The sequence below is a fragment of the Streptomyces sp. SirexAA-E genome (assembly GCF_000177195.2).
In the GTDB taxonomy this organism is placed as follows: Bacteria; Actinomycetota; Actinomycetes; order Streptomycetales; family Streptomycetaceae; genus Streptomyces; species Streptomyces flavovirens.
The window spans coordinates 6,230,306-6,251,458 of the sequence record NC_015953.1; the positions used below are offsets into that span (position 1 = coordinate 6,230,306).

17 protein-coding genes and 3 pseudogenes are annotated in these 21,153 nt (G+C 67.7%); 15 read left to right on the plus strand and 5 right to left on the minus strand.

The genetic code is table 11. The annotated features are described in order from the left end of the window. The first annotated feature begins 39 nt into the window (after nt 1-39). Both SACTE_RS27430 and SACTE_RS27435 read left to right on the plus strand, forming a co-directional pair. Nucleotides 40-759, plus strand: coding sequence for a TetR/AcrR family transcriptional regulator (locus tag SACTE_RS27430; RefSeq protein ID WP_014049273.1), 720 nt, complete (start codon nt 40-42; stop codon nt 757-759). A gap of 249 nt (nt 760-1,008) precedes the next feature. Next, on the plus strand, nt 1,009-1,758 hold the full coding sequence (locus SACTE_RS27435; protein ID WP_014049274.1) for a class I SAM-dependent methyltransferase: 750 nt from the start codon (nt 1,009-1,011) through the stop codon (nt 1,756-1,758). Between the two features lie 64 nt (nt 1,759-1,822). On the opposite strand, the pseudogene SACTE_RS27440 reads toward SACTE_RS27435, so the two are convergent. Both SACTE_RS27440 and SACTE_RS27445 read right to left on the minus strand, forming a co-directional pair. Next, nucleotides 1,823-2,270: pseudogene (locus SACTE_RS27440) on the minus strand (transposase); the annotation flags it as partial. A gap of 133 nt (nt 2,271-2,403) precedes the next feature. Beyond that, nucleotides 2,404-2,853 carry an HIT family protein gene (locus tag SACTE_RS27445; RefSeq protein ID WP_014049275.1) on the minus strand — a complete coding sequence of 150 codons (450 nt, stop codon included), beginning with the start codon at nt 2,851-2,853 and terminating at the stop codon, nt 2,404-2,406. Nucleotides 2,854-4,373: 1,520 nt separating this feature from the next. On the opposite strand from SACTE_RS27445, the gene SACTE_RS27455 reads away from it, so the two are divergent. Further along, nucleotides 4,374-6,263 (plus strand): S9 family peptidase, encoded by a 1,890-nt coding sequence (locus tag SACTE_RS27455; protein ID WP_014049277.1) that lies wholly within the window; start codon nt 4,374-4,376, stop codon nt 6,261-6,263. A gap of 74 nt (nt 6,264-6,337) precedes the next feature. Here SACTE_RS27455 and SACTE_RS27460 read toward each other — a convergent pair whose 3' ends face one another. Next, nucleotides 6,338-6,958 (minus strand): NAD(P)H-dependent oxidoreductase, encoded by a 621-nt coding sequence (locus SACTE_RS27460; protein ID WP_014049278.1) that lies wholly within the window; start codon nt 6,956-6,958, stop codon nt 6,338-6,340. Nucleotides 6,959-7,048: 90 nt separating this feature from the next. Beyond that, on the minus strand, nt 7,049-7,888 hold the full coding sequence (locus SACTE_RS27465; protein ID WP_026359084.1) for an NAD(P)H-binding protein: 840 nt from the start codon (nt 7,886-7,888) through the stop codon (nt 7,049-7,051). 80 nt (nt 7,889-7,968) lie between these two features. Between SACTE_RS27465 and SACTE_RS27470 the strand changes: the two genes are divergently transcribed. The 5 genes from SACTE_RS27470 (at nt 7,969) to SACTE_RS27490 (ending at nt 12,964) form a co-directional block, all read left to right on the plus strand. Next, complete coding sequence (locus tag SACTE_RS27470) at nt 7,969-8,910, plus strand: AraC family transcriptional regulator (protein ID WP_037758885.1); 942 nt, start codon at nt 7,969-7,971, stop codon at nt 8,908-8,910. 139 nt (nt 8,911-9,049) lie between these two features. Next, nucleotides 9,050-10,030, plus strand: coding sequence for a CPBP family glutamic-type intramembrane protease (locus tag SACTE_RS27475; protein ID WP_014049281.1), 981 nt, complete (start codon nt 9,050-9,052; stop codon nt 10,028-10,030). Nucleotides 10,031-10,050: 20 nt separating this feature from the next. Continuing rightward, the gene (locus tag SACTE_RS27480) at nt 10,051-11,277 is read left to right on the plus strand and encodes a histidine kinase (RefSeq protein ID WP_014049282.1); all 1,227 of its coding nucleotides are present in this window, start codon (nt 10,051-10,053) and stop codon (nt 11,275-11,277) included. Further along, complete coding sequence (locus SACTE_RS27485) at nt 11,274-11,948, plus strand: response regulator transcription factor (RefSeq protein ID WP_014049283.1); 675 nt, start codon at nt 11,274-11,276, stop codon at nt 11,946-11,948. Before SACTE_RS27480 ends, SACTE_RS27485 begins: the two co-directional genes overlap by 4 nt. Nucleotides 11,949-12,049: 101 nt before the next feature. Continuing rightward, nucleotides 12,050-12,964, plus strand: coding sequence for a transposase family protein (locus SACTE_RS27490; protein ID WP_014049284.1), 915 nt, complete (start codon nt 12,050-12,052; stop codon nt 12,962-12,964). 278 nt (nt 12,965-13,242) lie between these two features. Here the strand turns inward: SACTE_RS27490 and SACTE_RS27495 are convergent, their stop codons facing one another. Next, a complete protein-coding gene (locus SACTE_RS27495; protein ID WP_014049285.1) occupies nt 13,243-13,920 on the minus strand; it encodes a DUF3159 domain-containing protein in 678 nt (225 codons plus the stop codon). 766 nt (nt 13,921-14,686) lie between these two features. Between SACTE_RS27495 and SACTE_RS27500 the strand changes: the two are divergent. From SACTE_RS27500 to SACTE_RS27530, 7 genes and pseudogenes are all read left to right on the plus strand, one after another. Then, a pseudogene (locus SACTE_RS27500) lies at nt 14,687-15,190 on the plus strand (transposase); the annotation flags it as partial. Nucleotides 15,191-15,359: 169 nt separating this feature from the next. Beyond that, nucleotides 15,360-16,751 (plus strand): ISL3 family transposase, encoded by a 1,392-nt coding sequence (locus SACTE_RS27505; RefSeq protein WP_226995246.1) that lies wholly within the window; start codon nt 15,360-15,362, stop codon nt 16,749-16,751. Between the two features lie 132 nt (nt 16,752-16,883). Next, nucleotides 16,884-17,564, plus strand: a pseudogene (locus SACTE_RS27510) (IS256 family transposase); the annotation flags it as partial. A gap of 318 nt (nt 17,565-17,882) precedes the next feature. Beyond that, a complete protein-coding gene (locus SACTE_RS27515; protein WP_014049286.1) occupies nt 17,883-18,698 on the plus strand; it encodes an SAM-dependent methyltransferase in 816 nt (271 codons plus the stop codon). 82 nt (nt 18,699-18,780) lie between these two features. Next, nucleotides 18,781-18,954: an IS3 family transposase gene (locus tag SACTE_RS27520; protein ID WP_019993067.1), complete on the plus strand. Its 174-nt coding sequence runs from the start codon at nt 18,781-18,783 to the stop codon at nt 18,952-18,954. Nucleotides 18,955-19,740: 786 nt separating this feature from the next. After that, nucleotides 19,741-20,181 carry a MarR family transcriptional regulator gene (locus tag SACTE_RS27525; RefSeq protein ID WP_014049287.1) on the plus strand — a complete coding sequence of 147 codons (441 nt, stop codon included), beginning with the start codon at nt 19,741-19,743 and terminating at the stop codon, nt 20,179-20,181. An 81-nt stretch (nt 20,182-20,262) separates the two neighbouring features. Next, entirely contained in the window at nt 20,263-21,153 is an 891-nt protein-coding gene (locus tag SACTE_RS27530; protein ID WP_014049288.1) for an NmrA/HSCARG family protein, read from the plus strand.

The following is a 21,153-nucleotide window of genomic DNA, read 5'->3' on the forward strand; positions in this document are numbered from 1 at the left end:
TGGCACTAGGTGAAAATTGTGGAGACGGGTGGTGAAGAGATGACCGACGACGAGGCATCGACCAGGCGAGGACGTGGCGGGATGAGTGAGCAGCGGCGCCATCGTGTGCGCTTGGAGATTTCGCGGGAGGCGGCACGTCTGTTCTGGGCGCAGGGCGTCGACGGCACGAGCGGTGACCAGATCGCGGAGGCGGTGGGTTTGTCGACTCGCACCATCTGGCGCCATTTCCGCAGCAAGGAGAGCTGCGCGGAGCCGATCATCGCGCAGAGCGTGGAGTGGGAACTGGCCACTTTGCGTAGTTGGCCGCCGCACCGCTCACTGGAGGAGCACTTCGCCACGGAGGCGAAGCGGTTGGCCAGCGAGATTGGCACGCAGGGGCAGGCCGATGCCGGGTTGGGCGTGAAGATGATGCGACTGGCCGATACCGAGCCGGCCCTGCGTACGGCCTGGCTGATGGCCTGCGATCAAGTGGAACATGAATTGGCCGCGGTCATCGCGACCCGGCTCGGACTTGAGCACGACGACCTGCAGGTACGTCTGCACGCCGCGGCTGCGTCTGCCGCCCTGCGAATCCTCAACGAGTACGTGGGAGCAGGGCTTCTGGATGGCACTGATCCGCGGAAGCTCGGTGACGAGAATTTCGCCTTCATCGCCGATGCTGTCCGAACGGCCACGGGGGGCGCCGTGGGCGACCCGGTCGACATCGCCGAGGTACCTGCCGAGTCGGGCGAGGGCACCGCCGATCGACTGGCGTTCTGAGTAGGGCGCTTGTCCTAGGGCGCGTATCGAGTCGCGATCAATGTGCCTGCTTGAGTCCGCGCCGAGGTGTCCGCCAGCGTGGAAGACGGGCACGTCACGTCATGGGCCTGGCCGGCCCGTAGAGCATCGCTGGTGCTTCGCAAGCTGCCGTCGTTGGGGCCGAGTAGGAACCCGCAGTGGCGCGCCCTCATCCCGGCTGCGGAGAAAGTGCGTTGACGTGCCTCGGATGGTGGTCAATCATCGCTGCTCATGCTTCAAAGTGAGATTTGGGATGACCGGGCCGCTCAGAGCTACGACACCCCTGGGACTGGCATGTTCGCACCGGAGGTGCTGGGGCCGACGGTGGACCGCCTGGCGGAGCTCACCGAGGGCGGGCGGGCGCTGGAGTTCGCCATCGGGACCGGGCGGGTGGCGCTGCCGCTCGCGGAGCGCGGCGTCCCGGTCAGTGGCATCGAGCTGTCGAAGCCGATGGTCGATCAGCTCCGTACCCAAGCGGACGAGGCGGCCATTCCAGTCGTGGTCGGCGACATGGCCGCCGCGCGAGTCCCGGGCGAGTTCCAGCTCGTCTACCTCGTCTACAACGGCATCTCGGTCCTGCTCACGCAGGCTGAGCAGGTTGCCTGTTTCCGAAACGCCGCACTCCACCTCGCGCCGGGTGGGCGGTTCGTCATCGAGCTGTGGGTCCCCGAGCTTCGCAAGTTGCCGCCCGGCCAGCAGGGCGTGGTCTTCGGGTCGGCGCCGGGCTATATCGGGCTCGACACCTACGATGTCCTGCGCCAGCAGGTCGTCTCGCACCACTTCGGGTTCGACGCCGAAGGTGGCCGCGAGGCCAGCCTGTTTCGCAGCCCACACCGATACATCTGGCCGGCTGAGCTCGACCTGATGGCCGAGCTGGCCGGAATGACGCTGGAGTCCAGGCACGCGGACTGGACCGGCGCGGAATTCACCGCGGAGTCGCGCTCCCACGTCTCCGTCTACAGGACAGTCGGCCCGCTCTGACCGGGCAAGTCTCCGATGCCAGCGGCTCGTGACTGTCAGGTCACCCGCGTGTATCGAGCTGTGCTCACGGGGTGGTGCGGGTGAGGTCTTTGATCCAGATCATCGAAACGCGCAGGTGCAGGCCGGCGAGGTAGCTGCCGGGTGTCTTGTCATACCGGATCGCGACGCCCCGCCAGGCTTTGAGCTTGTTGATCAGGCGTTCGACCGTGTTCCTCTCCTTGTAGAGGCTGGCATTGTGACCGACGGGTCGACCGCCTCTGGAGCCCATCTTCCTACGGTTGGCGGCTTGGTCCCTCTTCTCCGGAATGACCGCCTTGATGCCGCGTTGCCGCAGGTGTGCCCGGTTGCCGCGCGACGAGTAGGCCCTGTCCTCGGCGACCGCGTCCGGCCGGGTCAGGGGGGCGGCCGAGGGGCACGCGGACCCTTATCTTCCCCAGCACGGGGATAAACTGCGGACTGTCCGCGGCCTGCCCCTCGGCCAGGACGAACGCCAGCAGACACTTGCGGTCGGCACCGTGGTTCTCACGCCTGGGGAGGTTGACGTTCTCGACAAGCTGATGGAGTCCGTGGCGAGGCCGTCTCCCATCGAGACCTCCTGCTGGCGATCCGGGACGCGAACATCGCCCCGCACCGGTGCCGTCCGCGCTACCGTGATCGTTCACATTCCGGGGCGGAGTCCCGAGCCTGTTCATAACCGAGTTCCAGCAGGGCACCACGCAGCTTTGCCGCTGCTCCGGTCAAAGCCGACTGGTCTTTCTCCTGCTTGGCCTTGCTGAAATCGAAGTCGGTCATGTCCCATACCGGCGCGACATGTATATGCAGATGCGGTACCTCGAAGCCCGCAACGACGAGGCCGGCGCGCGGGGCGTTCCAGGCCCGCTGCACCCCTTGCCCCACAGCCTGGGCCACCTCGAAGGAACGCGCCAGGAGGGCCCCGTCGATGTCCGTCCACCGGTCGACCTCACGCCGCGGCACCACGAGGGTGTGGCCAGGCCGCAACGGAGCTATGGACAGGAAAGCGACGATTTCAGGATCCTGCCAGACGAAGAGTCCGGGCAGCTCCCCGGTGATGATGCGCGAGAACACAGTAGTCATACGTGCAATTCTCCTCAGAGGTGTCAGGGTGCGGACAGTGGTTCAGGCAACGACGGCTAGGGATAAGCCCTGACCGTGCCCGACACAACTGCGCGGCCAGTACCGCCGGCTCGGCTCCCCGGGCCGGGCGCCCGATGAACCGGACGCCGAAATGCGGCAAAACGACATCCGGCAAGGGCGGCCCTTGTGACGTCGTCGCGCCGTCGCGTTCGCCGACTGGAGAGAGCCGGGCTCAGGGTCTGCGACTGCCCGGTTGCTCGACGAGGTTCATCCACCCGAGGGCACGGCCGATTTGAGCAGCCCGCAGCCCCGTGCGGCGAACCGGGCCAGGAGGACGAGAGCGAACTCGCCGATCGACCGCGTGCAGGCTACCTGGTCCGGGGGTGAGCGGTTTTGCCGAGCCCGGGACGAGCGAGCAGTGGCGTCGCCAGATCCAGTTGGGAATCTCTCGGCAGGTCGCACGTCTCTTCTGGAAGCAGGGCGTTGCCGCGGCCAGATCGGCGAAGTGGCTGCCGCGATCCGAGTGGAAGATCGCGGGACGGGCGGGGCGACGCTGCCGGCCAGCAGATGCCAGTGCGTCGGCCACCAGATCGGTCCGCAGGTGATCGGCGGTTGTCCCAGCCGGCCACGCGCCGGGAGGCGATGCCGATGACCGTGGCCAGACAGAGCCGGCCCTTGCCGGTCGGGATGTATGTGATGTTGCCGCACCAGCGGGTGTCGAGCCCGGTGCGGTCGAGCTGGAAGTCCCGGGCAATGAGGTCGGGGCGCAAAGCAGTCCTGAGGTCGGGGATCGTAGTCGCTTGCCGTCGTCTACGGTGCCGGCCCTGCAGCCCTGCAGCCCGGCGGCCCGCGTCAGTCGTACGACACGACGCCGGCCGCAGCCGGCACCCTCGCGTGTGAGCACGGCATGCCCGCGCGGAACTCCGTAGGTCCCGCGTGATCGCGCATGGACCTCGGTGATCTGTTCGTTCAGCTCGACATCCCGCACCGGCACCGTCACCGGGTCTTCTTCGCGAAGGAAGCTGTGGTCCGCTTGAGGACGCCGACGTCCTCGCGCAGCCGACGGTCCTCCCGCCGCAACGCGGTCAGCTCCGCGAGTTCACTGCTGGTCGGCCCGTTGCGCCCGCCGCGTCGGCCCCGGCCTGCTTCACCCAGTCCCGCACCGCGGTCTCGGTCAACTCGAAGTCCTGGGCGACCTGACGGACCGAACGGGCACCCCGTCGGCACAGCCCGACGATCTCGGCTTCGAACTCCGGCGTGAACGAACGGCGAGGCTTTCGGCCGGTTCATGCGTGCCCGAATTCTCGCAGGCTGTCGGCACGCTGATCTTCAGCGGGTGGTGCGGGGCGTGGGAGGTAGGGCGCGGTATCCGGTTGACAGAAATGTCACTTAATGACACTGTCACTAAGTGACAGTGTCGGCCGCGGGTGCGGTCGGCTCCAGACCCTGGCCCCACGCGGAGCCCTTGCCTTCGAGGCCTCACCAATCGCTGTCCGGGGGAAACGACGGGAAGAACCAATATGGCATTGCCGAAGATCATCAGCGTCGAGGATCTCTTCGCGCCTCCCAGGCGTTCCAGGGCCTCCATCTCGCCGGATGGCACAAAGGTTGCTTATCTGGCCCCTTGGAGGACCCATCTGAACCTGTGGGTCGGGAGTGTCGACGCGCCCGAGGAGGCGCGGCGGGTCACCTCTGAGGACCGCAACCTGCTGAGCTACCACTGGACGGGCAATCCGCGGTGGCTGCTCTACACCCGGGATCAGGGCGGCGACGAGAACAGTCGACTGTACCGCGTCGATCTGGAGGCCCCGGACGCGGCGGCCACCGACCTGACTCCCTTTCCCGGGGCACGCATCACGGATCTGAGGCTTCCCGCCACTCGTCCGGGGAAGGCGGTGTTCTCTTCCAACAGCCGGAATCCCGCTGTGTTCGACCTCTTCGAGCTGGACATTGCCACTGGTGACCTGCGGATGCTCGCGGAGAACACCGGAGGCGCAGCCACCACTCTCTTCTACGGTGGCGGCGGAGACCCCCTCATAAGCGAGGTCACCGAACAAGGCGACCTGCGACTCTCGCGCAGGGACGAGTCCACGCGCACCTTGTGTCACCTGGCGCAGTTCGAGGGTGCGGACTATCCGTTGGGTGTCTATCCGCTGGAGGCCACCGCCGACGGCGGTGGCGTGCTCTTCGGTTCGTACCGCGGCTCGGACAGACTCCGCCTGGTCCGGCTGGACACAGCGACCGGCGAGGAGACAGAGATCGACTCCCACCCGCACTACGACCTGGACTCTCGGGCCCGCGTCTTTCCCGCACTGCCCTCCCCCCTCATCTTCAGTCGGCGTACCGGCCAACTCATCGGAGTTCGCTATCTCGGGGAACGGCTGGTGATCCATGCATTGGACCCGCACTTCGCCGAGGTCCTGGGGAATCTGACGAAACTGTCCGACGGCGACCTGGCCGACATCTCGTCCGACGAGACCGAGCAGCGATGGGTCGTCAGCTTCACCCACGACCGCGATCCCGGGGCCGCGTACTTCTACGACCATTCCTCGGGCGAGAGCCACCTCCTGTTTCGTCCCCGCGGCCATCTGGACCCCGAGCAGCTGGCGCCGATGAAACCAGTGACGATCACCTCTCGAGACGGTCTCGCGCTCCCCTCCCACCTGACACTGCCGCTCGGCACGGAGCCGCACCGACTGCCGCTGGCCCTGCTCGTGCACGGCGGTCCCTGGGACCGGGACAGCTGGGGATTCAACCCTTTGGTCCAGCTACTGGCCAACCGGGGCTACGCGGTTCTTCAGGTGAACTTCCGGAGCTCCACGGGGTACGGCAAATCGTTCATGAAGGCCGGCATCGGGGAGCTGGCCGGCAAAATGCACGACGACCTGATCGACGGGGTCGACTGGGCCGTCGGCCAGGGATACGCGGACCCGGACCGGGTGGCCATCCTGGGCGGCTCCTACGGAGGCTACGCGGCACTGGTCGGCGTCACCTTCACCCCCGATGTCTTCGCCGCAGCGGTGGACATCTTCGGGGTCTCCGACCTCGCGAACTTCCTGCGCAACCAACCGGAGTTCGTCCGGCCGGCCCTTGCCGCCAACTGGTTCCGCTGGGTCGGCGACCCTGCGGATCCGCACCAGGAAGCCGACATGCTGGCCCGCTCACCGATCAGCCGGGTGGACCAGGTCCGCACACCTCTGCTCATCGCCCAGGGCGCCAACGACGCCAGGGTTGGGCAGGCGGAATCCGACAACATGGTCCAGGCCCTCCGGGCACGTGGGACCCTCGTCGAGTACATCCTCATGGGAGACGAAGGGCACTCCATCGAGAACCCGGAGAACTTGATCGCCGTGTACCGCGCAGTGGAGCGGTTCTTGGGCGAACACCTCGGACCCGGCCGGGACGGATAGACCGTCGCGGCCCACGCCCCGCGCTCCGCCGACCCGCCTCAAGGATGCGGGGTATGCGGAGCCGGGGCAGCGGATCAGGAACGAGAAGCAGGAGCTCGAACGGCGGCGGCGACCGTATGGACCGCACGGTCGACGGTGGTTCCCGTGGCTTCGCTGGATAGCTGCTCGGAATCGTGGACGAAGGCGGTGGCGCCGCGGCGGCTGCCGACGTAGTCGACGAGGCCATGCGTGAGTTGCGTGCGCAACGCCGTCTCGTAGCCGTGCCGCTCGTACGCACCGGCGTCGGCACCGGCTATCGGTAGCAGGTGCGTGGTGAGCCGCTGGAGCTTGGGCAGCACCCCTGCTGCGGGGGAGGACTCGAAGGCCCAGCCGCTCACGAAGACCCGGTCGATCCACCCCTTCAGCAGGGCCGGCACCGACCACCAGTACACCGGGAAGACCAGAACGAGGTCGGTCGCCCGGTCCAGGCGCTGCTGTTCGCGGACCACATCGGGCGGTGGGCCGCCGCCCTCGTGGTAGGCGCGGCGGTCTGCCGGGGTGAATCGAGGATCGAACCCCTCCTGGTGCAGGTCCGCGACCTCGACCTCCCCGGGGCGCAGGGCAGCGCCGAGACGTTCCGAGACGTGGTGGGTGAGGGAGCCGGGATCAGGGTGCGCGATGACCACGAGAGTGCGCGGTATGTCGTCGGTGCTCATGACGGTAGGTCCTTGGGTAGGGGCGCGGCGATCAGAGGTCTTCGCAGGTGCAGGTGTGCGGCTTGTGGTCGGAGAAGCGGGAACGGGACATCACCGCGGATCCCAGACGCCGGCTGCGGCCGCTCGGACGACGTACTCCTCGAAGGTGCGCGGCGCGCCCCCCAGCACGGTGGCGAGGTCGCCGGTCGTTCCCGCGACCGAACCGCTCGCCAGCAACGCGAACATCTCGGCGACCTCGTCGGCCTCGTGCCGGTCCACGCCGCGCCCGACGAGTGCCGCTGCGTATGCGTCACGCGTGATCCGCCGGTAGGTGAGCGGCCGATCGGACGCCCGCGCGATCAGTTCGACGGCTTCGGCGAACCTGACGGGACGAGGCCCACTCAGTTCGTACACCTGCCCGGCGTGCCGGTCACGCTCGGTCAGTGCCGCGACTGCGGCGTCCGCGATGTCCTCCACGTCGACGAAGGGCTCAGGAACGTCCCCGGCCGGTAGCGCCAGTTCGCCGGCGAGCAGCGGTGCGTGGAAGACGTCCTCGCTGAAGTTCTGGGCGAAGTTCGAGGCCCGCAACACGGTCCATTCCAGGGGCGCGCCGCGGACGGCCTCCTCGGCGGAGAGCATGTTCTTCCCGAACCTTGAGCCGCCCCAGTCGTCCGCACCGCGGCCGGAGAGCAGCACCAGCCGTCGCACCCCGGCGGCTGCGGCCCGCGCCGCGAACGCGTGCACCGGGCCCGGCACCGGCGGGGGCACCACGTAGGCCGCGTCGACGCCGCGCAGGACGGGGTCCCAGCCAGCCGGCTGGGACCAGTCGAAGTGGACCGCGCTGGACCGGGAAGCGGCGCGGACCGGCACGCCGCGCAGTCGCAGCCGGGCGGCGACCCGGCGCCCGGTCCGTCCGGTCGCGCCGATCACAAGGAAAGTTTGTGCGTTCATGCCTCCATGCAAGCCCTGCCGCCCGGACTTTCCCATGGGTGAAATGCCGCTATACCTTTGTGATCGTCTACCCTGACGCGATGGACATCACCAGCGAGCTGTTCCGCGGCGTGCGAGCCCACGGCTCCCTGTTCGGCAGCTCCACGCTCTCCCCGCCCTGGTCCCTGCACTTCGTGGACGGTCCTCCGCTGACGCTGTGCACCGTCCTCACCGGCGCCGGCTGGGTAGTTCCGGACGGCCATCCACCCGAACGCCTCGGTGCGCACGACACGATCGTGGTGCGCGGCCCCTCGACCTTCACCTTCGTCGACGACCCCGCAACCAGCGTCGAGCCCCTTATATGCAGCGAGGAGTGCTCCACCCCCGAGCAGGGCGGCACCCGCCACCGGCTGGGCTGGCACGAACCCGGCGAGGACGACGCAGTGGGCGGCACAACAACCTTGGTCGTCGGCGCCTACCCGTTGAGAAGCGAGATCAGCCGGCGGCTACTGGACAGCCTGCCCGTCGTGCTGCGCGTACCCGCCGGCGGCGTCGGCGACCCGGTACTTGACCACCTCGCCGCCGAGGTCGCCCGCGACGAACCGGGCCAGCAGGTCGTCCTCGACCGGCTCCTGGACTGGATGCTGGTGTGCACGCTGCGCACCTGGCTCGATGGGCCCGGCCATCGTCCCCCGGCCTGGTGGTCCGCACAGAAGGACCCGGTGGCCGGCGAGACCCTGCGCCTGCTGCACGCCGAACCGGCCGCGCCCTGGACGGTGGCCGCACTGGCCCGGCGTACCGGAGTGTCCCGCTCGACACTGGCCAAACGGTTCACGGAGCTGCTCGGCGAACCGCCGCTGACCTACCTCACGCATTGGCGCATGACGCTTGCCGCGGACCTACTGACCGAGCAGCCCTCCGCCACGGTCGCTTCCGTCGCCCGCACCGTCGGCTACACCGACCCGTTCGCGTTCAGCGTGGCCTTCAAACGGGTCCGCGGCACGACACCCAGGGCTCACCGCCACACCACCGAAGCACACTGACGCACGCTCGTGCGGGAAGCTGGTTCGCCCTACGCGATCGCGCTCTCCGTGGAGCGGGTTTGCATCCTTTGGATGCACTGCCTCGATGCAACCATCGGGCCGTAGAGCCCGCCGGCGAGGGAACCTTAGCGTTCCCGTCATGACACAGAACCGAACCGGCCTCTCCGAGATACGGGTCCCCGACCGCCTCCCGGCAAGGCTCCGCGCGATGGCGCGAGCGCGTCCGCTGACCTACTTCTTCCTCCTCGCGAACGGGCTGAGCTGGGTGGCATGGGTGCCGTACATCCTGTCGCAGAACGGCCTCGGCCTCTGGGACTACCGGTTTCCCGCGATTCTGGGGACCACTCAGGTGCTGGGTGTCCTCCCGGGTGCCTATCTGGGGCCGATCGGCGCAGCTTTCGCGATGACCGCGCTGGTGGACGGCCGGCCTGGTCTGCGATCCTGGACGCGCCGACTGTGGCGGTGGCGGGTCGGCGGGCGCTGGTACGCGATCACGTTGCTCAGCGTCCCCGCCGGGATGCTCCTGACCGGCTTGGCGTTCTCCGGCGGGCAGGTCGCCGCCCCTTCCGCCGCCGCGCTCACCGCCTTCGTGCCGATGCTGCTGTTCCAGATGATCACGACCGGTCTGGCCGAGGAGCCCGGGTGGCGCGACTTCGCCCTTCCCCTCTTGCAGAGCCGGTTCTCGCCGCTGCGCGCCGCCTTCGTTCTGGGCCCGCTGTGGGGTGTGTGGCACTTCCCGCTGTTCCTCACCGAGTGGGGTGGCTACCCCGAGGCGTCCTGGACACGACCTCTGGCCTTCCTCATGTTCTGCGTCGCGTTCAACATCGTGATGTCGTGGGTGTTCAACCGCACCGGGCAGAGCCTGCCGCTGTCCATGCTCATGCACGTGGGCGTCAACACCTTCGCGTCCGTCATGTGGACCGAGATGTTCCCCAGCCTGGACGGGGAGCTCGCCCTCATCGCGATGGGGGCCGGTGCCGTGGTTGCCGCGACAGCGATCGTGGTCGCCACCCGCGGCCGGCTCGGCTACCACCCGGTCCTCCCCTCGGGCCATGAGGATGCGGTACCGCTCGCCCGCCACGTGGGGTACGACCGGGACCGAACTATGATCGAGTCGTGACGACCGCGCGGCGACCTGGCATGACCCGCTCCGCAGCGACCGCTGTCACGACCGCGCTGAGCGCGCTGGCTCTCCTGTGGATCATTGCCGTGCTGGCGCGTGACGACCCGTCACTCACCGGAGCCCCACTCGGTATGGCCGCCTGGTGGGGGTTGGCCGTGACGCTTGCCCTGCAATCGGCGGCTCTCCTGTGGAGCCACCACCGGGCGACCGTCACGTTGGGCTGCGCGGCCGGGCTCTCCCTCGTCCTGGCGGCCGTGTTTCCCAGCGGACTGTTCACCGTCACCGCGTTGCCGGTTCTGGTCGCCGCCTTCTTGGCCGGGCTGACCGGGCTCTGGCGGGATGTGCGCTGGTGGGCTCTGGCCTCGGGTGTGCTGGTGGCGGTCGCGTACGTCGTCAACGTCAGAGGTGCAGGACACATCGGGAGTCCGGCCCTGACGATGCAGGCGGTGCTCCAGGCGGGCCTGGTGGTCGGCCTGCCGCTGCTGCCGGCTTCCTTGATCGCCGCGCAGCGCGCGACGAGGGCCGCGCAGCGGGAGGCGCTGGCGGCGGCCACCCGTGAGCGGGATGCCAAGGTCAGTGAGGCGATCGCCCTGGAACGGGCTGCGATGGCGCGCGAACTGCACGACATCGCCGCCCACCATCTGTCCGGCATTTCGCTGATGGCCTCGGTCGTCGCTCGGCAGACCGCCTCGGCACCGGGCGAAGCCCGCTCCGGAGCGTTGCTGATCCGCAAGCAGAGCAACGCGATCCTGGAGGACCTCCGTCGTCTGGTGGGATTGCTCCGCGACGCCGGTCACGGAGACGAGGGCGTCAAGACCCTCGACACTCTCCCCGGTCTGATCGAGACGGCCCGTCTCACCGGAGCCCGTGTCGACTTCGATCTGCGGAGCGATGAACAGCGGGATCCGGGCGCAGGTGTCAGCCCGCTGGGTCAGCTGGCCGCCTATCGCATGGTGCAGGAATCGCTCACGAACGCCTCACGGCACGCGCCCGGCGCCCCCTGTGCCGTCACCGTGGACGACCGCGACCCACGCAGGCTGCGGATCACCGTGCGCAACGCACCGCCCGGCCCGCAGGCCCGTCCCGCTTCTCGGGGTACTGGCTACGGCATCATCGGCATGAGGGAGCGCGCCGCCCTCATCGGCGGGTTCTTCGTCGCCGGCCCGACCGGCGACGACGGCTGGGAGACCCGTATGAGCATCCCCCGCGAAAGCGGCCACGACCTTCCGGAGCGGTCCGCATGATCCGAGTCCTTGTCGCCGACGACCAGCCTCTCGTCCGCGCCGGCCTCAGCGCACTGCTGAACGCGGAGGAGGACGTCGAGGTCGTCGGTGTCGCCGCGGACGGCGCGGAGGCCCTCGACCTGGTGACCGAACTGGTGCCGGACGTCGCCTGCCTGGACATCCGGATGCCGAGGATGGACGGCATCGACGTCGCGGCCCGCATCTGCGGCCCCGACGCTTCTCCAGCCGTCCCGGTGCTGATCCTCACCACCTTCGACATCGACGACTACGTCTTCCGGGCGCTGGAAGCAGGGGTCGCCGGGTTCTTGCTCAAGGACTCCGACCCTGAGGAGATTCTGCGGGCGATCCGTCATATCGCCGCGGGGCACGGCACTCTCGACCGCACTCTCACTCGCCGCATCGTCGCCGAGTACGTGGAGCGACGGCGGCTGCGCCCCGTGACAGCGGCGCGGGGGATCGACATCCTCACCGCCCGCGAGCGGGAGATCCTGCTGTTGCTGGCGCAGGGCATGTCGAACGAGCAGATCGCGGGAGCACTCGTCGTCGAGGTCGCCACGGTCAAGTCACATCTCGCCCGGCTGCTGCCCAAGCTTGGCGTGCAGTCCCGCCTGCAAGCCGCCGTCTGGGCGTATCAGAACCGCGTCGTAACCGTGGACGACATCGCACGCTGAAATCGACTCGGGTGTCGCACCACAGGGCGCCTTACGAGTTGGTGCGTGATTGGGGGTGATGTGTTCTTGCTGGTGGATGACATGATCCGGATGTGGCGATCATGCTCAGTCGGACGGTTCTCGCGCATCAGGTGTTCACAGGGGTCTCCCGGGGGCATCTCGCCTCCCTGGTTGCGGAGTTGGCGGGACCGTGGCAGGCCGTGGTCGAGGGCCGTCGTCACGAGGCTCGCGGCGGGGCCAGGAAGCGCGAGGCAGGAGCTGGTGCCCGGCATCGGCTGGTGTTCGTCGACCGGCTCGTGGCCACGCTGATTCACCTGCGGCACGATTTGCCGCATGCGGCGTCGGGGTTGTTGTTCGGCGTCGACCGCTCCACCATCACCCGTGCGATCAGCGAGATACGAGGGCTGCTGGCCGAGCGGGGATGCGCGGTCCCGGACCGGCCCGGCCTGCGGCTGCGGACCCTGGCGGATGTGTTCGCATACGCCCAGGCCGAGGGAATCGAGCTGCGGTTGGACGCCACCGAGGTCCAGGTCCGCCGGCCCCCGGCCGGCCGCGGCGGGCGCCGTGCGTTCGTCTCGGGCAAGAAGGAACAGAACACGATGAAGGCCACCGTCGTCGCCGACCATCAGGGCCGCACGCTCTGGACCGACGCCCTGCGGCCAGGACGGATGCATGACGCGACCGCCGCACGCAACGAAGGCATCGGTCCCTGTTTCCGGCACTTTCGCGACGTGGAGGTCCTCCTGGACGACGGCTACCTCGGGCTCCGCCGCGACCATCCCGGCCAGGCGGTGACCCCGCCCAGGAAGGGAAACAAGATCAGCCCGCCCGAGGTCCTCGAAGCCCGCCTACGGGCCCGACACCGGCACTCCTCGAAGCGTATTACCGTCGAACACGCCCTCGCCGATCACAAACGCTGGAAGCAGCTGGTCCGCTGGACTCACCGCCGGGAGACCCTGCCCGTCACCTACCGGGCCATCGCCGGCCTCGTCTCCGACCGCAACACCACCGGCTGACACAAACCCCCAGCTCACGCCCCCACGTCTCCAATGCAATCACGCACCAACTCGTTAGGCGTCGTTCAGCTGGTGTGGCGGCGGCAACCGACGAGGGCTGCGCCTATGCCGACGAAGGTCAGGATGTGCTGGGCCTTGCGCTCGCGGCGACGGTGCGGGCGTCGGCAACTCATAAGAATCGGCGCCCGACATCGCCGTGGTCGCTCCGCGTCGCGGACGCGTGTGCCGGACGGGCCGGGTGGCCCGTCCGGCACGGCCGGGGGCGGAGAGGTCGTTGGTCAGGTGCGCTTGGCGGGCAGCAGCCCTACCGCCTTCAGCCGCTTGTCAGAAGCCCGGGCGGCCCAGGCGACGGCCAGGATCCCGACAGCGAGGAGCGGGTAGCCCATGGCGATCTTGGCGAAGCCCAGAGATCCGACCTCGTCGGCCTGGTAGAGGTACTGCTGGACGGCGAACCGGGCACTGAAGATGGCGGCCAGCACCAGGGTGGCGATGTCGTAGTAGATCCGCGAACGCCTGTCCGCCCGCCAGACGATGCCCTTGCCGGTCGTCGAGTTCCAGATCAGGCCGGCCAGGGGCCAGCGCAGCACCACTGAGAGAACGAAGGCGACGGCGCCGACCAGGCTCGCCCAGATGCCGATGAGGAAGAAGTCCTTGGCGGATCCCGTGTACCAAGAGATGCCGGCGGCGACGGTCACACCGAACACGCCGCCGAGCGCGGGCTGAATCGACTCCTTGCGCACCAGTCGCTGCACCGCGATGCCACCGGCGACCAGGAGAGCGGCCAGGATGCCGACCTTGAGTCCACCGACGTTGTTGGCGACGACGAACACCAGGGCGGGCAGCGCCGAATAGATGACCCCCTTCGTGCCGCCCACCTGTTCCAGCGCCGTCTTCTTCTTCCCTTGGTCTGCCGCCTGCATGACAGTCGCCGCCTTCTGGGGACTGGTGCTCTGCATGATGATCAGCTCTTCCGGGTCAACTTGTGGGTCAGCAGTTCGGACGTTCGTCACTAAGTGACATCGTGACACTGAACGACGAGTGAGGCCACTTCACGCGATGTGATCTGAGTCACTCCTTGAGGGGTCAGTCTCAGGTTGCCCGGCTCTCGCGCCGGCGCGCCCGACCAGCTCGTGGTCGGATGCGTGGCCTTCGAGCCGTGGCTGATGGGCCTGCCACGGTGCAGCGACACTCCGCCGCTCGCTGTTCGAAGTTTCATGGCGGGGCGTCGGTGTGCGGGGCGATCAGCTCGGTGATCTCTATGTGGGAGAGCCGGATTTCGACGTGCTTTTCACACGAGGGCAGGCGATGTCGGCATCATCTGAATGACGGAGGAGCGGTCCGATGGCTCGAACCCTCGGTGCCGCTCCGCTCACGCGAGCTCTCGGCGGCGTCGAAGCGGACCCGCGCGCCCTCTTCGGGTGAGATGGCCCGTCGCGGGTCACGATCACTACCGCGAGCCGAGCCGACGTACGACGCCTCCTCAACGAGGACACTCTGCCCGCCGCAAATCGGCTTGCCTCGGTCGGCCTGACCGGTGCCCACGTGCAAGTGCACACCGGCGTTTGCCGGATCGGGCGCTCCTCATGCGGGAGTGTCTAATCAACGGCGGATCTGACGATCAAGGAGACGCCAGAGATGACCGAGACCGTTGTCGCGCAGGAGTCCGTGGAGAAGCCGGCGGTCACGCCGGTGCCGGCCGCGTCGGATGAGCAGTTGGTCGCGATGCTCGTGGACCGGGCCCGCAGCGAGGGCCTGCAGCTGACCGGCGAGGGCGGGCTGCTCCAGCAGTTGACGAAGCGGGTGCTGGAGTCCGCCCTGGAGGGCGAGATCACCGATCACCTCGGATACGAGAAGCACGATGCCGAGGGCCGGGGCCGCGGCAACAGCCGCAACGGAACGCGTGCGAAGACGGTGCTGACCGATGTCGGCCTGGTCGAGGTCAAGGCCCCCCGGGACGTGGCCGGAACGTTTGAGCCGGCCATCGTGAAGAAGCGGCAGCGGCGCCTGACCGGCGTGGACGAGATGGTGCTGTCGCTGTCCGCGAAGGGGCTCACGCACGGGGAGATCTCCGCGCACCTGGCCGAGGTCTACGGCGCGGAGATCTCCAAGCAGACCATCTCGACGATCACCGACCAGGTGATGGAGGGCATGGCGGAATGGTCCAACCGCCCGCTGGACCGCGTCTATCCGGTCCTGTTCGTGGACGCCATCAACGTCAAGATCAGGGTTCTGTCGACGATCTTGTGATCCGGACGGCTGAGCGGTTCGTGCCGACTGTTCGCGATCATGAATCGTGTGCTCTCGTGATGTACTCCTCAAATTGTTCCCCTACCTGTCCCCGTTGTTGATTGAGGAGATAGAGAGGCAACCGGATCGGGTGGTGTTCAGGAGGCGGGTGCGGGCGACAGCCGGGGTCTGCCGGTGCGGTGAGAGCTCGGTGCGGGTGCACGGCCGGTACATACGCAGGCTTCGGGACGTTGCCACGGGCGGTCTCGGTGTCGTCATCGAGTTGGGTGTGCGCCGTTTCCGCTGCGAGAACACCAGGTGTCCGGCGGTGACGTTCGCCGAGCAGATCGCCGGATTGACGACTCCACACAGTCGCTACACCCCCTTGCTGCGTCGGGTGTTGACGCATATCGGCCTGGCCCTGGCAGGCCGGGCGGGAGTCCGCGTGGCGGCTGCCGTCGGTATCTCGGTGGGCAGGGACACACTGTTGCGCATGGTCAGAGCCGTGCCTGAACCGGATGCCAGCGAAGTGGAGGTGCTGGGTGTCGACGACTTCGCTTTCCGCAAGGGACGGCATTACGGCACGCTGCTGATCGACATGGCTACCCACCGGCCGTTTCACCTTTACGACGGTCGCGAGGGCGAGGACCTGGCCGACTGGCTCCGGGGTCACCCCGAGGTGAAGGTGATCTGCCGTGACCGCTCCAGCGGTTACGCAGAAGGTGCTCGGGTCGGGGCACCACAGGCCCAGCAGGTCGCCGACCGGTATCACTTGTGGGCCAACCTCGGTCAGGCAGTCGAGAAGAGTGTGAACGCTCATCGCTCCCGCCTGGCCGAACCAGCTCCGGACGAGGCCGCCGAGTCGTTGGAGGTGGAGCCCGCGGTGGTCCATTCGCCGGACGAGCTGAAGATCGTGACTCGCCTGCGGGAACAGCATGGTGCCGCCCACGAACTGTGGGAGCAGGGCATGTCGAAGGCCGCGATCGGACGGAAGCTCGGCCTGCACCAGGCCACCATCCGCAAGCTGGTCAGTGCCCGCTCCGCCGATGACGTCGTCGCCAAGAGCCTGCAGCGGGTGCACATCGTCGACCCGTACGTCGGCCATCTGCACCGGCGCTGGAACGAAGGCGTCAGAAACGCCACCCAGCTCTACCGAGAGATCCAGCAACTTGGTTACCCTGGTGGCGAGTTAGCTGTTCAGCGTCATCTGCGGCGCTACCGAACCGGACGGGGACACGCTCCTGCCGTCGGTCCCAAGCCTCCGTCGGTCCGCGACGCCACCGCTTGGATCATGACTAACCCCGAACACCTGCGAGACGAGGACGCAGACAAGCTGCACCGTCTACGCGAGCGCGATGCTGAGCTGGACCGGCTCACCGGCCACGTCAGGAAATTCGCCACGATGATGACCGGCCTCCACGGCGACCGTCTCGAGGACTGGATCGCCGACGCCGAGCAGGACACCCTGGCGCCACTGGCATCCTTCGCCCGCAACCTCCGGCGCGATCTCGACGCCGTCCGCAACGGCCTGACCCTGCCCCTACAGCTCTGGCGCCGTTGAAGGCAACGTCAACCGGCTGAAGATGCTGAAGCGCCAGATGTTCGGCCGGGCCAACCTCGATCTCCTTCGCAAACGCGTCCTGCTCGCACGATGAACCGGGACCACCTCGACCACAAGATCGACGACAGAACCAAGATCAGAGACGGGCAGGTCGCGAACCGCCCGGTCTACGTCGTCATGGCCGTGACCACCGAAGGCACCCGGGACATCCTGGGGATCTGGGCCGGTGACGGCGGTGAGGGCGCCAAGTACTGGCTGCACGTGTTCACCGAGCTGAAGAACCGCGGCATCGACGACGTGCTCATGCTGGTCTGCGACGGACTGAAGGGCCTGCCCGAGGCGGTGGAGGCCGTCTGGCCTCGAACGATTGTCCAAACCTGTGTCGTTCACCTGCTGCGGAACAGCTTCCGTTACGCGGCCCGCCAGGACTGGGACAAGATCGCCAAGGCGCTGAAGCCTGTCTACACGGCCCCGAACGAGGTTGCCGCGGCCGAGCGGTTCGGCGAGTTCCAGGAAGCTTGGGGCAAGAAGTACCCGGCGGTTATCCGGCTCTGGGAGAACGCCTGGGCCGAGTTCGTTCCCTTCCTCTCCTTCGACGTCGAGATCCGCAAGGTGATCTGCTCGACGAACGCGATCGAGTCCGTCAACGCCCGTATCCGCAAGGCCGTCCGGGCCCGCGGGTACTTCCCCAACGAAGCCGCGGCCCTCAAGTGCGTCTACATGGCACTGATGAGCCTGGAGCCCACCGGCAAGGGCCGCAAGCGGTGGACCATGCGCTGGAAGGCACCCCTGAACGCCTTCCAGATCGCCTTCGAAGGCCGACTTACTCCGGCCGCCAACTGGCCCCTACAAAAAAACTGGATCAGCCGTCTACTGGACACACCCGGCCCCCGGTGGCGGTCGGCGTTCGGGCTCGGCGAGCCCCTGGCAACGGATGCGTCGGCACCATCGGCGTCCTCGACATGGCCCTGGGCATCGACCGTGATCGCGGGCGCCCGCTCCTGCGACGTGATGGGTCGGGCGGAAGCGGCCCGAGAGCCAGGGTAGGTTCGCACTGCACAGTATGTTCAAATGGCTCTGGCCAGAGCGTTGTTGTGTGAACCGAACGTGCCATCGTGCGAAGGAGATCGTGTGTTCCCCAACGGGTCATTCGAACAGGGAAAGCCGCACCCGGCGCGGGTCTACGACAGCCTCCTCGGTGGCAAGGACAACTACCCGGTGGACCAAGCCGTCGCGGAGGGCATCGCCCAGCGCTGGCCGGAAATCCAGCGGAGTGCGCAGCAGAACCGGGCATGGATGGCGCGCGCTGTACGGCATATGGTGCAAGAGGGGGGTGTCACACAGTTCCTGGACATCGGCACCGGCATCCCCACCCGGCCCAACCTGCACGAGATCGCTCAAGGCATGGTGCCGTCGGCTCGGATCGTCTACGTGGATAACGACCCCGTGGTACTGCGCCACGCCGAGGCGCTGCTCACCCCGATATCACCCGAGGGTCGATCGACCTACCTGCAAGCCGACCTGCGTGACCCGCGCGCGGTACTGGAATCGCCTGAGGTGACCGAGACCCTCGACATGACACGTCCGGTGGGCCTTGTCCTGGCCGCGATCCTGCACTTCCTCGACGACGACGAGGACCCGGCGGGCGTCCTGCGGGTTCTCGTGGACGCTCTTCCGGTCGGCTCGTATGTCGCGTTGTCCCATGCCTGCGGTGACGCAGATCCCGTCAGGGCAGCGGAGGCATCGGCCTTCTACCGGCAAAACAAGGTTTCCAAGCCCGTGGTGCTGCGCACACAAAAGCAGATCGAGGAATTCTTCACGGGACTGGAACTGCTGGAACCGGGCGTAGTGACCGTCGACCGCTGGCGCCCGGACGCATCGGTGTCGGAGGGGCCTGACGACATGGGGTTCCGTGGCGGCCTGGGCCTCAAGCATGGAATTGCCTGAGGGGTGAAATGAACCGCCCCGGGTCGGGTGGAGGCTCGATTTTAAGCTGGACATCGGCTCCCGCGGGACGCCGCGGAACTGGGTGAAGCAGCACGAGATCGACGCAGGCGCGCGCCCGGGGACGACGACGGAGGAATCCGCCCAGCTCAAGGCGCTGAAGAAGGAGAACGCCGAGCCGAAGCGGGCGAATGACATTCTCAAGGCGGAGGCAAGTTTCTTCACGGCCGAGCTCGACCGGCCACACACGCGCTCGTAACGTTCGTCGACGAGCACCGGGACCGCTTCGGCGGCGTCGAGCCGATCTGCAGGACGCTCACCGAGCACGACTGCAAGATCGCCCCTTCCACGTACCACGCCCACAAGTAACGCCTGGAGAATCCCGTTGCCTGCGTGTCTTGCCGCAGTGTGGTTGCCGTCGGCTTTCCGGGGTGTCAGGTTCGTGGTCGGCGATGTTGCGAGTGGTTGAAGGAATCGGGCGTCTTACTGCTGCTGGGGTGCAGCCCGCGTGGTTGGGGTAAGTCTTGGTGTCTTACTTGGTTTGTCCTTGATCATGACGGGCTCTTCGGTGAGCTGGGGAGCCGTGGATGTCAACACTGGAGTTGGGTGCGGCGGGCCTGGTGCCGCTGGAGGTTGAGCTGCGGGTAACGAGGGCTGTGTGTCGGGTCGCTGGTTTCGAGTTTTGGCTGGAACGCGGTCTCCTGCGGCTGTTCTGGTCTGCCCGGACCCGCCGGCCTGCCTCCACCGGTGGAACGCTCCGCTGAACGCGGGCGACCCGGCCGCCGTCTACGGCGGCGACCACCCCCGATACACCGACTGCCGCAGCCTCGATGCGGGACAGGAGTGATGGGGCACCGGCGCGCGACCCGTCGTGCGCCGGTAGAGGTGCCACCTGAGGGTGAAGGGACAGGGTAAGTCGATCAAAGTGGTTGGGGTAGGAGTGCCGGGCCGGCCTCGCAGGGGTGTGCATCTCCTGGTGAGTGGGGTGGTCTGCCGGCCCGTGACGAGTAGGCTGATCGTTCGTTATCGGACAGGGGAGGCCGGCGTGGACTATGGCGACAAGCTCTTCTGGCTCTCGGTTGTGATTCAACGCAAGTACGCGCAGATCTGCGCCGAGTTCGATCTGACCCCTTCGCAGGCCACGCTGCTCTGCGCAGTCAGGAACGAGCCGCGGCAGATGGCTGATCTCGCCGCGTCGTTGGGTATGACCAAGAACTCATTGAGTCAGCTGGTCGATCGCACCGCGCGGCGCGAGTTGGTCGGCCGGGCGAGCTCGGCGCAGGACCGGCGGATCGTCATGCTCAGTGCGACGCCCACGGGGAAGGTGCTCGGCGAGGCCGTTTACGCAGAGGTAGCCAAGCGCCTGCCCGAGATCGCGAGGAACCTCGACGCCGACGACCAGCGTGACTTCGAGCGCGTGGCCACCGCCATCGTGGACACCTCGGACCTTTCTTCGCCCACCTCGAACCAGCCCATCACACCGTGAGGGCCCGCTCCACCCCCCTTGCCACAGTTCATGCCGTGAACTAGTTTTGTTCACGGCATGAACTAGTGAGGGGTGGCAGTGATGAGCACACAGAGGACCGGCACCATCGCAGTCTTCGGCGCGACGGGACAACAGGGCGGGGCGGTGGTCGACGCGCTGCTGGACCACAAGGCGCGGGTGCGGGCTCTGGTCCGCAACCCGCAGTCCGACCGGGCTCAGGCGCTGGCCGCCCGCGGCGTCGAGCTGGCGGCCATCCGGGCCGACGACCCGGCGTCGCTGGCCGCCGCGCTGGCGACGGTCGAGGGGTTCTACTTCATGACCCCGGAGGCGAACAGCCTCGAAGAGGTCGAGGCAGAGATCCGCGTCGGCACCGCACTCGTCGACGCGGCGAGCGAGACGGGCGTCCCGTACGTCGTGTTCAACTCGGTCTTCGGAGCGGACCGGGAGTCGGGTGTGCCGCACCACGACTCGAAGCACTGGATCGAGGAGCACCTGAGGAAGTCCGGCCTGAGAGCCACGATGGTTCGCGCGACCGCCTTCATGGAGAACTTCGCGAGCGTGATGGCACCGAGCCTGGAGCATGGGGAGATCGTGCTGAGGCTGCCGCTGCCGCAGGACGTCGCCCTGAAGATGATCTCGGTCAGGGACATCGGCCGGGTCGCCGCCGCGCTCCTGCTCGACATCGCGCAGGCGCCCGGCGGAGTCGTCGAGCTCATCGGCGACGAGCTGACGGGCCCCCAGATCGCCGAGACATTCGGCGCGCGCGCCGGGCTCCCGGCACGGTACGAGACCCTCCCGTTGAGCGTGCTTCCCAACGACCTCGACAAGGCGATGTTCCGCCAGTTCGCGAAAGCGGAGGAAAACCCCTCGGACCTCGCGGTGGTGCGCTCGATCGAGCCGGCCACCCTGGACCTGGCCGAGTGGATCCGGGCTACCGGCTGGACCGCGCCCGCAAACGTGGCTGGTGCCTGA

Excerpts from the sequence above, each read along its gene's own strand:
- SACTE_RS27465 (WP_026359084.1), bottom strand. The coding sequence starts at position 7,888 with ATGAACGCACAAACTTTCCTTGTGATCGGCGCGACCGGACGGACCGGG.
- SACTE_RS27530 (WP_014049288.1), top strand. The coding sequence starts at position 20,263 with ATGAGCACACAGAGGACCGGCACCATCGCAGTCTTCGGCGCGACGGGA.
- SACTE_RS27435 (WP_014049274.1), top strand. The coding sequence starts at position 1,009 with ATGCTTCAAAGTGAGATTTGGGATGACCGGGCCGCTCAGAGCTACGAC.
- SACTE_RS27495 (WP_014049285.1), bottom strand. The coding sequence starts at position 13,920 with ATGCAGAGCACCAGTCCCCAGAAGGCGGCGACTGTCATGCAGGCGGCA.
- SACTE_RS27455 (WP_014049277.1), top strand. The coding sequence starts at position 4,374 with ATGGCATTGCCGAAGATCATCAGCGTCGAGGATCTCTTCGCGCCTCCC.
- SACTE_RS27470 (WP_037758885.1), top strand. The coding sequence starts at position 7,969 with ATGGACATCACCAGCGAGCTGTTCCGCGGCGTGCGAGCCCACGGCTCC.
- SACTE_RS27460 (WP_014049278.1), bottom strand. The coding sequence starts at position 6,958 with ATGAGCACCGACGACATACCGCGCACTCTCGTGGTCATCGCGCACCCT.
- SACTE_RS27430 (WP_014049273.1), top strand. The coding sequence starts at position 40 with ATGACCGACGACGAGGCATCGACCAGGCGAGGACGTGGCGGGATGAGT.
- SACTE_RS27485 (WP_014049283.1), top strand. The coding sequence starts at position 11,274 with ATGATCCGAGTCCTTGTCGCCGACGACCAGCCTCTCGTCCGCGCCGGC.
- SACTE_RS27445 (WP_014049275.1), bottom strand. The coding sequence starts at position 2,853 with ATGACTACTGTGTTCTCGCGCATCATCACCGGGGAGCTGCCCGGACTC.
- SACTE_RS27490 (WP_014049284.1), top strand. The coding sequence starts at position 12,050 with ATGCTCAGTCGGACGGTTCTCGCGCATCAGGTGTTCACAGGGGTCTCC.
- SACTE_RS27475 (WP_014049281.1), top strand. The coding sequence starts at position 9,050 with ATGACACAGAACCGAACCGGCCTCTCCGAGATACGGGTCCCCGACCGC.
- SACTE_RS27480 (WP_014049282.1), top strand. The coding sequence starts at position 10,051 with ATGACCCGCTCCGCAGCGACCGCTGTCACGACCGCGCTGAGCGCGCTG.